The sequence below is a fragment of the Pseudomonas sp. TWI923 genome (assembly GCF_039673365.1).
Classification (GTDB): domain Bacteria; phylum Pseudomonadota; class Gammaproteobacteria; order Pseudomonadales; family Pseudomonadaceae; genus Aquipseudomonas; species Aquipseudomonas sichuanensis.
Window position 1 is genome coordinate 95,367 of record NZ_JBDJLM010000003.1, and the last position, 13,040, is coordinate 108,406.

Genomic DNA, 13,040 nt, shown 5'->3' on the forward strand with positions numbered 1-13,040 from the left:
TCCTCAATCCCTGCGTAGTCGATGCAATGCGCCGTACCCGTAGTTTCCGCCCACACCGCCAGCCTGTCGCCCCGACAGCGCGCCGCGCGTGGCCGAGCGACACGGTGCTCAAGCGTCGGCGCAGCGTGCTGTTTGCCTTCACCTTCTCGCCACACCTTGCCCTGAACTGATTCACGCCCCTGCGTTGCACGCCTTACCCGCGTGACGGCGGGCGTTTGCGTTCGATCATTTTCCAGTGGATTCAACTGCCGGCCAGGGCCACAGCCCCTGCGCGCCGGCGGGCAAGGAGTGGTACATGAACATGCGTTTGTTGGCGGGCCTGTTGTTCGCCGTGTCGGTGGTGGGTTTCAGCCTTGGGGCGAGCCTGCCGCTGGTGTCGTTGCGCCTGCACGAGGCCGGGGCGGGAACCCTGGAGATCGGCATCATTTCGGCGATCCCCGCGGCGGGCATGATGCTCTCGGCGTTCATGGTCGATGCCTGCTGCAAGCACCTGACCCGGCGCACCATCTACCTGCTCAGCTTCAGCCTGTGCACCTTGAGCATCGCCCTGCTGGAGTGGGCCTTCGACTCGATGCTGTGGCTGGCGCTGCTGCGCCTGGGCCTGGGCATCGGCATGGGCATCGCGATCATCCTCGGCGAGTCGTGGGTCAACGAGCTGTGCCCGGACCACAACCGCGGAAAGATCATGGCCCTGTACGCCACCAGCTTCACCGGCTTCCAGGTGCTGGGGCCGGCGCTACTGGCGCTGCTCGGCGCCGACAGCCCGTGGCTCACCTACATCGTCACCGCCTGCTATGGCCTGGCTCTGCTGTGCATCCTGTTCACCGTGCCCAACGACCATGTCGAACACGAGGAAGGCGAGAAGAGCTTCGGCCTGGCCGGCTTCTTCCGTGTCGCCCCGGCGCTGTGCATGGCGGTGCTGTTCTTCTCGTTCTTCGATGCCGTGGTGCTGTCGCTGCTGCCGGTGTATGCCACCAGCCATGGTTTTGCCGTGGGCGTGGCGGCGTTGATGGTGACCGTGGTGTTCGCCGGCGACATGATTTTCCAGTTGCCCCTGGGCTGGCTGGCCGACCGGGTCGAGCGTACCGGGCTGCACCTGGTGTGCGGGCTGGTGGCGATGAGCATCGGCATCGGCCTGCCGTGGCTGCTGCAGATGACCTGGCTGTTGTGGCCGCTGCTGGTGGTACTGGGCGCTGTGGCGGGGGGCATCTATACCTTGGCGCTGGTGCTGATCGGCCAGCGCTTCAAAGGGCAGGACCTGGTCACGGCCAATGCCAGTGTCGGCTTGCTGTGGGGCGTGGGTAGCCTGGTCGGGCCGTTGGTCAGTGGCGCGGCGATGGATGTGGCGCCCCATGGCTTGCCCATGGCGCTGGCGCTGATGGCCGGGCTGTTCGTGTGTTTTGCCCGGCAGGCGTACCGGCGGGTGGGGCGGTTGGAGGCAGTGGCGGACTGATCCTCTTGTGCCGGCCTCTTCGCGGCTGAAGCCGCTCCCACAGGATATGCGCAGGCCCTGTGGGAGCGGCTTTAGCCGCGAATACGATCGCTCAGGCAGCGCCAGTCAGAACGTGCCGCGCAGGGTCACCGACACATTGCGCGGATCCCCCCAGTAATACCCGGTCGGTGTCGGTGCCACCTGGCGGTAGTACTTCTTGTCGAACAGGTTATTGGCGTTCAACTGCAGCGAATAGTTGTCGTTGAAGCGGTAGTTGACCATCGCGTTGTACACCGCATAGCCCGACTGCGAAGCCTCGGCGGTGCCACTGCGGTTGTAGATGTCGCTTTGCGCCTGCACCCCGCCACCCACGGTCCAGGCCTGCAGCTCGCCCGGCAGGCGGTAGCTGGTGAACAGGCGCAGCAGGCGCTTGGGGTCGGTGGTGCGGATCGGGTTGCCGTTGTTGCCCGTGGTGTCCTTCAGGTATTCGGTGGTGTTGTAGGTGTAGCCACCGCTGAGGTTCCAGCCTGGCAGCACTTCGCCGGAGATCTCCAGCTCGAAGCCCTGGCTGCGGTTCTTGCCCGCGGCCACCTTGCAGTAGCCGCTGGTGTAGTTGGGCAGGCACGGGTTGGGGCCGCTGATGTCGTCCAGCGCGTTGCCCACCTGGTAGATGCGGAAGAACGCCAGCGAGGTGTTCAGGCGCCCGTCGTAGAACTCGCCCTTGATCCCGGTCTCGTAGGCTTCGCCGGTCACAGGTTCGAGCACCGAGCCTGCGGCGTCGGTGTTGGTCTGCGGGTTGAAGATCTCGGTGTAGCTGGCGTAGGTGCTGAAGTTGTCGTTCAGGTCATAGATCAGCGCGGCGTACGGCACGATCTTGTTGTCGACGCTGAATTTGCCATTGGCCTTGGTGTTGTTTTCCTGCTCGTAGTCATACCAGTTGGCGCGCGCGCCGATGATCGCGGTGAGCGGATCGGCCAGGGAGATGCGCCAGGTGGCGTAGGCCCCTTCCTGGGTGGTGCGGGTGCGCACCGGGTGGGCGGTGATGTTGATGTCCGGGTTGGCCAGGCTGGTTTTCGGGTCCCAGGTGCGGATATCGAACACCCCGGAGGTCACGAAGTTGGTGGCCGAGGCATAGGAGTCGTTGCGGATGCGCTCCACGCCGAGCATCAGCTCGTGGCTGCGCCCGAGCAGGTCGAACGGGCCGTTGAGCGTGGCGCTGAGGTTGTTCTGCAGGCTCTCGCCGCCATCGCCCTCGGTGACCTGGTAGTTCATCAGGTAGGGGTTGCGCCCGGGGTTGGCGGCCCCGGTGGCACGGGTGAAGTAGGTCTGCTTGAAGCCGTTGTCGTCCAGCTCGAAGTGGGTGCGCTGGGCCATCAGCTTAAGGGTCCAGTCGTTGTCGAAGCGGTGCTCGAGCTCGGCGAACGTCTGCAGGTTGCTGCGGTTCCAGCGGTTCCAGTCGGCGCCCAGGTAGGTGCTGCGGCCGAACGGCAATGGCGAGCCGTCGTAGTCGGCGGGCAGGTTGCCCCAGGCGCCCGTGGCGTCGAGCTGGGTCCATTCAAGGCCGGTGGTCAGGGTGGTGCTGTCATTGAGGTCGAACGCCATCACCCCGTACAGCACGTCCTTGCGCTCCTGGCGCGACGCCTGGAAGTGGTCTTTCTCGTCGTGCACCGCGATCACTCGGCCGCGCACGTTGCCGGTCTCGGTCAGCGGCCCGGAGATATCGGCGACATAGCGCTGGGCATCCCAGGTGCCCAGGGTGACGCTGCCTTCGCCCTGGAATTCGTAGGTAGGGCGCTTGCGCACCAGGTTGACGGTGCCCGACGGGTTGCCGGCGCCACGCAGCATGCCGGTGGCGCCCCGCAGGATCTCGGCGCGGTCGATGATCGCCGAGTCGCTCTGGATGAACGAACCTCCGCCGCTGCTCTGCACCACGGTGGCGCCGTCGTACTGGATAGCGTCGATCGCGTAACCGCGGGCGAAGTACTGCACCCGCTCGCTGTCGGTGAGGTTGACCACCACGCCCGGGGTCTGCTCCAGCAGGTTGGTGAGGTTGGTGATGTTCTGGTCGTCGATACGCTGGCGGGTGACCACGGTGACCGATTGTGGGGTGTGGCGGATGCTCTGTGGGGCCTTGCCGATGGTCACCGCGCCGGTGGTGTAGGAGCCGCTGTGCTCGGTGGTTTCACCCAGGCGGTTGCTGGAGATGCTGGTGGCGCCCAGCTGCACGGCATCACCGGCGTCCAGTGCCGGGATCAGCAAGAAACTCTGCTCGCTTTGCTGCTGCATCTGCACGTCACTGCCATGCAGCAGGATCTGCAGGGCCTGGGCATTGTCATAGTGGCCGCGCACGCCGTTGGTGGTCCTGCCCTTCAGGCTGTCGGCGTCGAACGACAGGTTCAGCCCGCCCTGGCGTGCCATCTGGTCCAGCGCGACGGCCAGCGGGCCGGCCGGGATGTTCCAGTCGCGTTGCTGGCTCTGGCTGGCCGGCGCGGCGCTGGCCTGTGCCGGCAGCAGGCCGACGGTGGCCAAGCCAAGGCCGAGGGCGGCGCCACGTATGGCGTTGCGCAGGGTGTCGTTGCGGGGGGCACACGGGCGAATCATGAAGCGCTCCTGAAGGTTGTGAAGACCACTTTGCGGGCTTTGTTCCTTCAGGCCGGACGAGAATGAGATTTCACCTCATTTATTTTCACGATTTTTTCACGCGGCATCGATGCTCACCCAGTAACGCGTGCGGTAGTCGATGCGCACCGGCAGGTTGCGCGCGATCAGCAGCAGGATCTGATCGGTATCGGCCAACTGGTAGGTGCCGGACACCTTCAGCTCGGCCACTGCTGGCGCGCAACGCAGCAGGCCCGGGCGGTAGCGCGACAGTTCGGCGACGAACTCGCCCAGCGGCATCTGCTGCACGCTGAGCACGCCATCGGTCCAGCCCCAGGGGTCAGCGTGCAGCGTGGCCGGTTGATAGCTGCCCGCCGCCAGCACCTGCACCACCTCACCGGGCTTGACCTGATGGGCTGCGGCAGAGCCGGGGAACAGCGTCACGTCGCCGCGCCGTACTGCCAGCAGCAGGCCCCGGGTGTTCTCGCGCAGCAGCAACTGGCCGCCCTGGGTGGCCAGGGCGGCGAAGGGGGTGGCGATGCGGAACGGGCGATTGTCGCTGCCATTGCTGTCCAGGCTGACCTCGCCACGTACCAGTGTCAGCTGGCGCAGGTCGGCGCTGTAGCGCAGGTCGATGGCGCTGGCGGTGTTGAGGCGGATGCGGCTGCCGTCGCTGCCCTGCAGCTCGCGGCGCTCACCCGTGGCGGTGCTGCTGTCGGCCAGCAGTGCCGGCAGCCCCAGCGGCTCGCGCGCCGCCCAGCCAAGCGTGCCACCCAGCGCCAGTACCGACAGCAGCTTCAGGTGGTCACGACGGTTCATGCGTTGGCGCTCGCTGCCTTCCAGGGTGCGACGGCTCAACTCCCCGGGCAGGCTGGCCAGTTCGTCACTCAGTTCGCTGACCCGTCGCCAGGCCTCGGTATGTTGCGGGTGGCTGGCCAGCCACAGCTGGAACTGTTGTTGGGCACGCGGGCCGGGGCTGTCGTAGCGCAGCTTCACCAGCCAGTCGATGGCCTGGTCGACCTGGGCCTGGGTGGGCTGCTGGTCAGAGGTCGGCATAGCGCAACCGATAGCAGACGCCCAGGGCCTTGGCCAGGTCGCGCTCGACCGTGGCCCGCGACACGTCCAGGCGCAGGGCGATCTGGGCCAGGGGCAGGCCGTCGAGCTGGGCCATGAGGAAGGCCTGGCGCGCGCGGGGCTTGAGGCTGTGCAGGGCGTTGTCGAGGCGTTCGAGGGTGTCGAGGATGACCAGGCGCTGTTCTTCGCTGGGCGCTTGCAGTTCCGGCAGATTGGCCAGGCTTTCGAGGTAGGCGATTTCCAGGGCGCGGCGGCGAAACTGGTCGATCATCAGGCCACGGGCAATGCTGCTCAAGTAGGCACGCGGCGCTTTCAGCGGTGAAACCTGGCGCGCCTTGAGCAGGCGCACGAAGGTGTCCTGGGCGAGGTCGGCGGCGTTGTCCCGGCAGCCGGTGCGGGCGCTGAGCCAGTTGCGCAACCAGCTGTGGTGATTGCGATAGAGCAGATCGACTTCGGCCGGTTGCAGCGTGTCAGGGATCTGCATCGTCTGGAGAGCCTTGCCCGGTTAATGTGATTGTGAATTGTTCTCAATTCTATGCGGGGCACCGCAGACAGATCAATGGTATGCCAACGATTCAATGCGCAAGATTGAGCGTTTCGCCGATGAGCGGTTGCGCTAGGCTGAAGTCTTTCAGCCTGTTCGAGCCCCCCGATGATCCTTGCAGACCTTACGCCCCGTGCCTTCACGGCCGCCGCCGAGTTTCTGGCTGGGCAGGATGCGGACTGGTCGCGGCACATTGCCGCAACCGGCCCTTGCCTGCATGCCGCCACTCCCGGGCGTGAACCCTATGAAGCGCTGGTGCGGGCAATTGCCTACCAGCAGCTGCATGCGCGGGCTGCAGAGGCGATTCTTGGGCGATTGCTGGCGCTGTTTCCCGGGCAGTGCTTTCCTGCGCCCGAGCAATTACTGCGGGTCACGCCGGAGGCGATGCGGGCCTGTGGGTTTTCCGCCAGCAAGGCCGCGACTCTGCAGGGCATTGCCCAGGCCAGCCTGGACGGCATCGTGCCCAGCCGCGACGAAGCGCTGACCCTGGCCGATGATGCACTGATCGAGCGCTTGGTGACGCTGCGCGGGGTGGGGCGCTGGACGGTGGAGATGCTGCTGATCTACAGCCTGGAGCGCTCGGATATCCTGCCGGTGGATGACTTTGGCGTGCGCGAGGGGTATCGGCGGATGAAGGGCCTGGAGAAGGCGCCGACGCCTGCGCGGATGCGGGCGCTGGGACAAGAGTGGAGCCCGTACCGGACGGTGGCGGCCTGGTATCTGTGGCGCGCATGACTGGCTATCGGCCCTATCGCGGGGCAAGCCCGCTCCCACGCCCGATCTCGATCTGTAGTGGGAGCGGGCCTGCCCCGCGATGAGGCCGGTGTAATCACCGCAAGAATCGGAGTTCGGCGCTCTGCCTGTCCAGGCAAGGTAACTGCAGCGAATCAAAGGAGCGACGCCATGATCCTCGTCCCCCCCTACACCACCGACGCCGAGCGCTGGCACGCCGTGCAAACCCGCGACAGCGCAGCCACCGGCCACTTCGTCTACGCCGTGCGCACCACCGGCGTGTACTGCCAGCCGGCCTGCTCGTCGCGCCTGGCCAAACGCCAGAACGTCGAGTTCTTCAATGACGCCCAGCAAGCCGAGGCGGCCGGTTACCGTGCCTGCAAACGCTGTGCAGGTGGCACCCACGCGGTACGCCGCAGCGAAGTGGTGGCCCGCGCCTGCCGCCTGATCGAAGCCAGCGACACGGCACCCAACCTCGAGCAGCTGGGCGCCGACCTGAACCTCAGCCCCTTCCATCTGCACCGCCTGTTCAAGGCCGAAACCGGCCTTACCCCCAAGGCCTATGCCTCAGCCTTTCGCGCCCGGCGCCTGCGCGAGGGGCTGGAGGCTGCCGGCAGTGTCACCGAGGCCATCTATGACGCCGGCTACAACTCCAACAGCCGCTTCTATGAAAGTGCCGCCGAGCGCCTGGGCATGCGCCCCCGTGAGTACCGGGCCGGCGGGCAGGGCGCGACCATCCGCTTTGCCCTCGCCCAGTGTTCACTGGGGGCGATCCTGGTGGCGCAGAGCGAGCGCGGCATCTGCGCGATCCTGTTGGGCGATGAACCCGAGCCGTTGCTCCAGGACCTGCAGGACAAATTCCCCAAAGCCCAGCTGATCGGTGGCGATGCCGCCTTCGAGCGCCTGGTTGCCGAGGTGATCGGCTTTGTCGAAGCCCCGGCCCTGGGCCTGGCGCTGCCATTGGATGTGCAGGGCACGGCGTTCCAGGAGCGGGTCTGGCAGGCCTTGCGCGAAGTGCCGGCGGGCAGCCGGGTCAGCTACACCGACATCGCCGAGCGCATCGGCGCGCCCAAGGCCGTGCGCGCCGTGGCCCAGGCCTGCGCGGCCAACGCGATCGCGGTGGCCATCCCTTGCCACCGCGTGGTGCGTCGCGATGGCGACCTCAGCGGCTACCGTTGGGGGGTGGAGCGCAAACGCCAGCTGCTGGCCCGAGAAACGGCACCCTCCTGAGCGGCCGGACCGCGTAGAATTCACGCCCTGTCGAGTTGTATAGAGGAATATTCGATGAGGCGTGTCAGCCTTGACCGATTCTATGTGGGGATTTTGGCCCTGCTACTGTGGGTGGCCGTACCCGCCTGGGCTGCTCCAGTCACCCCGGTGTCGCGGCTGGCCGTGGCCGAGCAGCAGGTGCTGGACGAGAACGCTGGCCTGGAAGAGCTGAGCGAACGGCTCGACCAGATTCGCCAGGGCGTCACCAGCAACGCCAACGACGACCTGCTCGCGCAGTTGCGCCAATCGGCCCTGCAAGTGCAGCGTCAAGCCGATGTACTGGTCACCGCGCGTACCGCCGATGTGCAGCGCCTGGACGATCAGCTCAACGTGCTCGGCCCGCCGATGCCGGAAGAGGCCGAGAGCCTGACCCGCCAGCGCAAGCAACTGACCGATCAGAAGAACGCGGTGCTTGCCGAGCAGAAGGACACCACCGCGCTGGCCCAGTCGGCCCGTGACCTGTCCACGCAGATCGTCAACCTGCGCCGCAGCCTGTTCAACTCGCAGATCACCAGCCGCGCCGCCAGCCCGCTGAGCCCGGCGTTCTGGTCGAGCCTGATCCGTCCCACCGATGACGACGTGGCCCGCCTGCGCGACCTGCGCGCAGAGGCCGCCGACGCCATGGCCAGCGCGTTCAGCGCCGAGCACCGTTGGTTGTTCATCAGCGCCCTGGTGGCCGCAGTGCTGGTCTGGACCCTGGTGCGCCGGGTGCTCGAACGGTTGCTGGCCGATGCCATGGTGCGCTGGCTGCCCGAAGGCCGGCTGCGCCGCAGCGCCCTGGCCTTGAGCGTCAGCCTGGCGACCCTGGGCACCATCTCCGGCTCGGTGTCGTTGCTGCGCTGGGGCTTGGAAAGCAGCGCCGAGCTGGGCACCGACCTGGCCAGCCTGACCAACCATGTCCTCACCCTGGTGGTGTTCAGCGCCTTCATCTCGGGCCTGGGCCGCGCCATGCTGATGCTGCAGCGCCCGTCGTGGCGCCTGCCGCCGATTGCCGACGAAGTGGCCAGCGCCCTGGGCTGGTTCCCCAAGGTGCTGGCCCTGACGCTGATGGTGATGCTCACCATGGAGCGCATCAACAGCGTGATCGGTACCAGCCTGGCGCTGACCCTGGCCACCAACGGCTTGACCGCGCTGGTGGTGTCGCTGCTGTTCGTGGCGGCGCTGGTGTGCTACCGCCGCGCCCGTCGCCAGCACGGCCTGGAACGCCCCAAAGGCCTGACCGGGCTGATCCCGTTCGTGATCGTGGTGTGGGTGGTGGCGATCCTGCTGGCGCTGGTGGCCGGCTACCTGACGTTGGCCTACTTCCTCACGGCCAAGCTGCTGTGGATCAGCGTGGTCACCGTGTGTGCCTACCTGCTGGTCACGGTGTTCGGCGATCTCTGCGAAACCTTGCTTTCGCCACGCCAGCCCGGTGGCCTGGCGCTGGCTTCGGCGTTGGGCCTGCAACAGCGCCACCAGGCCCAGGCCAGCACCATCCTGGCCGGTATCGGCCGCACTGTGCTGCTGTTCGCCGCCGCCTTGCTGGTATTCATGCCATCGGGCACCAGCCCGGGTGAACTGCTGCTGAGCCTGGCCGACTGGGACGGCACCGGCGGCAAGGTGCTCGGCAACCTGAACATCGTGCCTCAGGACATCCTGATGGCCGTGGCCATCTTCATCGGTGGCTGGTTCGCCATTCGCGTGGTCAAGCGCTGGCTCAGCGATCGCCTGCTGCCCGAAACCGACATGGACGCCGGCATGCGTGCCTCCCTGGTGACCCTGGTGGGTTACCTGGGCTTCCTGTTCCTGGCCATGCTGGTGATGTCCACCCTGCACATCAACCTGACCAGCCTGACCTGGGTGGTCAGTGCGCTGTCGGTAGGTATCGGTTTTGGCCTGCAGCAGATCGTGCAGAACTTCATCTCCGGCCTGATCCTGCTGACCGAGCGCCCGGTGAAAGTGGGTGACTGGGTCAGCCTGGCGGGTGTGGAGGGTGATATCCGCCGCATCAACGTGCGCGCCACCGAGATCCAGATGTCCGACCGCTCGACGGTGATCGTGCCCAACTCGCAGTTCATTTCGCAGAACGTGCGCAACGTGACCATGGCCAATGCCCTCGGGGTGGTAGGTATCACCCTCACGCTGCCGCTCGAGACCGACCCGGCCAAGGTGCGCGAAGTGTTGCTGGCGGCCTACCACGAGCACGAGTCGATCCTCGATGCGCCGGCCTGTTCGGTGACGTTCAAGGACCTGACCAGCAGTGGCATGGTGATTGGCGTAAGCGGTTACGTGGCCTCGCCGCGGCAGGTGTCGAGCACCCGCAGCGACCTGCTGTTCACCATCCTCGGGCGGCTGCGCGATGAAGGCATCGCCCTGTCCTCGCAGCAGACCATGGTGCTGGTGCAGGACAATGGCCGACCGGCCGACGAGCCGGCGTGATGCTGTGCAAGCAACCGCCTTGTGTTGCTTGTGCTGGCCTCATCGCTGGCAAGTCGCAGCGGCGAACCGCAGCTCCCACAGGGTTGAGGTAAGCGCGGTCGAGGTGGGAGCCGGCTTGCCGGCGAAAGGGGCGCAAGGCGCCCCCCTGGCCTTTCAGTGCTGCTTGGCGCGCCTGATGCGCAGCAAGATCACCAGCAATACCAGCAGCACCGGCGGCGCCATCCCCAGCAACGCTTCGCGCGCCGCCAGCCCCGCGCCCAGTACATTCAGCCCGCCATACAGCAGCTTGAACAGGTTCAGCAGGTAGTAGGTGATCGCAATGATCGACAAGCCTTCCACCGCCCGCTGGATCTTAACCTGGGCATCGGCCCGGGCATTGAGGCTTTGCAGGATCCCGGCATTCTGTTCTTCCATCTCCACCTGCACCCGTGCCTGCAACAGGTCGCCGAGGTTGGCCACGTTCTTCGCCAGTTGCTCCAGGCGCTGCTCGGTGGCCGCGCAGTAGCGCACGGTCGGCTTGAAGCGCCGCTCGATGAACACCCCCAGGCGCTGGCAGTCACCCACATGGCTTTCGCGCAATTCGCCCAGGCGCTCGAACACCAGTTGCGCATAGGCCTGGGTGGCACCGAAGCGGTGGCGGGTCTTCACCGTGCGGCTGACCACCTGGCGCGACAGCAGGGCGATGGCTTCGAGCAACGCCTTGGAGTCATGCCCGGCGGCGCTGGCGCCGCGTTCGGACAGGCTCACCAGGGTCTTGTCGAAGGCGTCCAGTTCGTGGCTCAGAGTTTTCGCCGTGTCCAGGGTCAGCGAGGCCATCATGCGGTAGGTCTCGATCTCCAGCAGGCGGCGGATCATGCGGCCCTGGCGGTAGGCGTTGAGGCGGCGGTTGATGAACAGGAAACGGTTGCTGCCGTCGGCGGTCAGGCGGAAGTCGCTCCATACCGTGGCATCGCCACCGCCGACGCAGGAGCCGCAAGGGTCCTTGAAACCGTAGCGGGTGAGGTCCAGGCTCTGTTCATCGCGCACCAGTACCTGCACCGCGTTGATCACCTGCGCTGCCTGCGGGGCGATGGCCTTGGCCAGCACTTCTGGCAGCACCTGCCAGTCGCAGTCGCTGCTGGCGCAGGGCACGACCAGGGTCAGGGTGAAGAACTCGGTATGCCGTTCCCATTTGAATGGATGGCCGTCGAGCTGGGTGATGCCTTGGGCCGCGTACGGGTCGGGCGCTTCGGGGCAGCAGCGTTGCAGCAGCGACTGGCAGGCCGCGTCGCCGCCGAGCAGGGCGAAGTGGAAGACATGGGCCGGGCCGTCGAAATACAGCGACGGGCGGGCGTGCAGTTCGTTGTGCAAGGTGGTGCGTTGAGGGTGCATAGATAGAAGGCCGGCCTGGTGTTGTGATTATGGGGCTACCAGGGAGTGGGACTTTGCGGGGAGGGGGAAAAGTCACGGGGGAGATGGATGATTGGGTGAGGGCTCCTAAGCGATGCGCCGCGTGGGCGGCGCTCGATCTCAAGAGCGCTGCAAGGCATTCGCCCTGCACCCCGTAGCCGTGACGCAGTTGAAGCAACTGGTTCCAATCTCAGAATGTCCTGACGTGCAAGCCAAAGCGAGCAAGGTCAATCTAAGCATCGACATGAGCAGTCTAAGCGTAACGTAAATTGATATCTGGCTATACATTTGCGTTACGCTGGAGTAGCCTTTGTCTGGTCGATATCCTTCGTCGATTCAGTGCCCCGTGGGATGGGCTGGGAGTCACCAATGAGCGATTTACAGATCAAGGATCGGAGCAAGGCCGTACCGTTGAACATGAGAGTGGCCGAGCATCGCAGAGACCTCATCGATGCCGCCGTGGAGATTGTGGGCGGTGACCGCACCAGCTTCGTTCTCGATGCGGCTTGCCGACGTGCTGAGGAAGTACTGATGGAGCGTCGGTTGTTCCTGCTTGATGACGAAGCCTTCGATCAATTCACCCAGGCGCTTGAAGACAGCCCCATCAGGAGCAATGAATGCGTGAAGAAGCTGTTGGCAAGGCCGAAGCGCTGGAGCTGAGCGCTCCGCAGAAGCTCGAAGCCTTTCATGAGCTAGGTCAGTTCGACTGTGGAGAGGCGTCGATCAATGGCTACCTTCGTGAAAAGGCTTACAAGGCGCAGATAGCGAAGCACGCGGTGGTGTATGTCACTTGCTTCAAGGGCACATCGATTGTGGCCGGTTACTACACGCTTTCGACGGGGTCTGTGGCGCGTGCTCATGGTTCTTCCGCAAGTGTGCGACGCAATGCCCCAATTGATTTGCCGGTGGTGGTGCTGGGGCGAATGGGTGTAGCCCTGAGAGCTGCTGGGCAAGGGGTTGCCACGGACCTGTTGCAGGACGCTGTCGAGAGAGCTCTGGTTGCGTCCGAGATCGTCGGATGTGTTGCAATGATCGTGCACCCGCTTGATGAGCGTCTGGAGCGCTTCTACGCCAAAGCTGCGGGGTTCGCAGCCTGTCCACAGCTGTCACCGAAGACGATGATGCTTGCACTTCGGTGAGACTCGCCTGTCGGCTTAAAGCAAAAGGCCTTTCTGGGGCCCTGGGCACGAGGGCTGTTGACCGAGTGAGGGCCAGCAGGTGCCGGCCGCGGCCCTTGTAGCGCCTGTCAGATCGAGCGCCGCCTGCGCGGCGCATCGCTGGCAAGCCAGCTCCCACAGTTTGTTTAGGGCCAGTTACTTCAGCGGGGTCATCACTGTCCGCATCACTGTCCGCTTTGGTGGTACGACGGGGTTGCAGTGTGGGCGTTGCCGCCGCCCCACATGACTCAAGGCATGCACCAAGGCAGGCGCCGGTACTTTCACAGGACTCATTGGCCCGAAACAGATGTGGGAGCTGGCTTGCCAGCGATGCGCCGCGCGGGCGGCGCTAGATCTCATAGGCGCTGCAAGGCTCTCGCCGAACACCTGCCAGCCTCCCCGAACCCTTGAAAGGGACGCCTACCAA

At 65.6% G+C, this 13,040-nt stretch carries 10 protein-coding genes; 6 read left to right on the forward strand and 4 right to left on the reverse strand.

The window, feature by feature from the left end; translation table 11 throughout:
* Positions 1–295: 295 nt before the first annotated feature.
* Positions 296–1,453, forward strand: a complete 1,158-nt coding sequence (locus ABE459_RS02450) for an MFS transporter (RefSeq protein WP_110995660.1) — start codon at positions 296–298, stop codon at positions 1,451–1,453.
* Positions 1,454–1,558: 105 nt separating this feature from the next.
* Here the strand turns inward: ABE459_RS02450 and ABE459_RS02455 are convergent, their stop codons facing one another.
* The 3 genes from ABE459_RS02455 to ABE459_RS02465 all read right to left on the reverse strand — a co-directional run bounded on the left by ABE459_RS02455 (position 1,559) and on the right by ABE459_RS02465 (position 5,588).
* Entirely contained in the window at positions 1,559–4,033 is a 2,475-nt protein-coding gene (locus tag ABE459_RS02455) for a TonB-dependent siderophore receptor (RefSeq protein WP_323830649.1), read from the reverse strand.
* Positions 4,034–4,129: 96 nt separating this feature from the next.
* On the reverse strand, positions 4,130–5,086 hold the full coding sequence (locus tag ABE459_RS02460; RefSeq protein ID WP_323830648.1) for a FecR domain-containing protein: 957 nt from the start codon (positions 5,084–5,086) through the stop codon (positions 4,130–4,132).
* The gene (locus ABE459_RS02465; RefSeq protein ID WP_125465559.1) at positions 5,073–5,588 is read right to left on the reverse strand and encodes a sigma-70 family RNA polymerase sigma factor; all 516 of its coding nucleotides are present in this window, start codon (positions 5,586–5,588) and stop codon (positions 5,073–5,075) included. Before ABE459_RS02465 ends, ABE459_RS02460 begins: the two co-directional genes overlap by 14 nt.
* 168 nt (positions 5,589–5,756) lie before the next feature.
* On the opposite strand from ABE459_RS02465, the gene ABE459_RS02470 reads away from it, so the two are divergent.
* From ABE459_RS02470 to ABE459_RS02480, 3 genes are all read left to right on the forward strand, one after another.
* Positions 5,757–6,383 (forward strand): DNA-3-methyladenine glycosylase, encoded by a 627-nt coding sequence (locus tag ABE459_RS02470; RefSeq protein WP_323830647.1) that lies wholly within the window; start codon positions 5,757–5,759, stop codon positions 6,381–6,383.
* 168 nt (positions 6,384–6,551) lie between these two features.
* Positions 6,552–7,610, forward strand: coding sequence for a bifunctional DNA-binding transcriptional regulator/O6-methylguanine-DNA methyltransferase Ada (ada, locus tag ABE459_RS02475; protein ID WP_125465557.1), 1,059 nt, complete (start codon positions 6,552–6,554; stop codon positions 7,608–7,610).
* Positions 7,611–7,664: 54 nt separating this feature from the next.
* Positions 7,665–10,067 carry a DUF3772 domain-containing protein gene (locus ABE459_RS02480; protein ID WP_258705118.1) on the forward strand — a complete coding sequence of 801 codons (2,403 nt, stop codon included), beginning with the start codon at positions 7,665–7,667 and terminating at the stop codon, positions 10,065–10,067.
* A 153-nt stretch (positions 10,068–10,220) separates the two neighbouring features.
* Here the strand turns inward: ABE459_RS02480 and ABE459_RS02485 are convergent, their stop codons facing one another.
* A complete protein-coding gene (locus tag ABE459_RS02485; protein WP_125465555.1) occupies positions 10,221–11,438 on the reverse strand; it encodes a DUF3422 domain-containing protein in 1,218 nt (405 codons plus the stop codon).
* Between the two features lie 387 nt (positions 11,439–11,825).
* On the opposite strand from ABE459_RS02485, the gene ABE459_RS02490 reads away from it, so the two are divergent.
* The gene (locus ABE459_RS02490; protein WP_081100214.1) at positions 11,826–12,116 is read left to right on the forward strand and encodes a DUF1778 domain-containing protein; all 291 of its coding nucleotides are present in this window, start codon (positions 11,826–11,828) and stop codon (positions 12,114–12,116) included.
* A complete protein-coding gene (locus ABE459_RS02495) occupies positions 12,074–12,595 on the forward strand; it encodes a GNAT family N-acetyltransferase (RefSeq protein ID WP_323830646.1) in 522 nt (173 codons plus the stop codon). The genes ABE459_RS02490 and ABE459_RS02495 overlap by 43 nt, the downstream gene beginning before the upstream one ends.
* The last annotated feature ends 445 nt before the right edge of the window (positions 12,596–13,040 follow it).

What these genes read in the sequence shown, in the direction of transcription:
- ABE459_RS02450 (WP_110995660.1), top strand. Translation starts at nt 296, where the DNA reads ATGAACATGCGTTTGTTGGCGGGCCTGTTGTTCGCCGTGTCGGTGGTG.
- ABE459_RS02455 (WP_323830649.1), bottom strand. Translation starts at nt 4,033, where the DNA reads ATGATTCGCCCGTGTGCCCCCCGCAACGACACCCTGCGCAACGCCATA.
- ABE459_RS02460 (WP_323830648.1), bottom strand. Translation starts at nt 5,086, where the DNA reads ATGCCGACCTCTGACCAGCAGCCCACCCAGGCCCAGGTCGACCAGGCC.
- ABE459_RS02465 (WP_125465559.1), bottom strand. Translation starts at nt 5,588, where the DNA reads ATGCAGATCCCTGACACGCTGCAACCGGCCGAAGTCGATCTGCTCTAT.
- ABE459_RS02470 (WP_323830647.1), top strand. Translation starts at nt 5,757, where the DNA reads ATGATCCTTGCAGACCTTACGCCCCGTGCCTTCACGGCCGCCGCCGAG.
- ada (WP_125465557.1), top strand. Translation starts at nt 6,552, where the DNA reads ATGATCCTCGTCCCCCCCTACACCACCGACGCCGAGCGCTGGCACGCC.
- ABE459_RS02480 (WP_258705118.1), top strand. Translation starts at nt 7,665, where the DNA reads ATGAGGCGTGTCAGCCTTGACCGATTCTATGTGGGGATTTTGGCCCTG.
- ABE459_RS02485 (WP_125465555.1), bottom strand. Translation starts at nt 11,438, where the DNA reads ATGCACCCTCAACGCACCACCTTGCACAACGAACTGCACGCCCGCCCG.
- ABE459_RS02490 (WP_081100214.1), top strand. Translation starts at nt 11,826, where the DNA reads ATGAGCGATTTACAGATCAAGGATCGGAGCAAGGCCGTACCGTTGAAC.
- ABE459_RS02495 (WP_323830646.1), top strand. Translation starts at nt 12,074, where the DNA reads ATGCGTGAAGAAGCTGTTGGCAAGGCCGAAGCGCTGGAGCTGAGCGCT.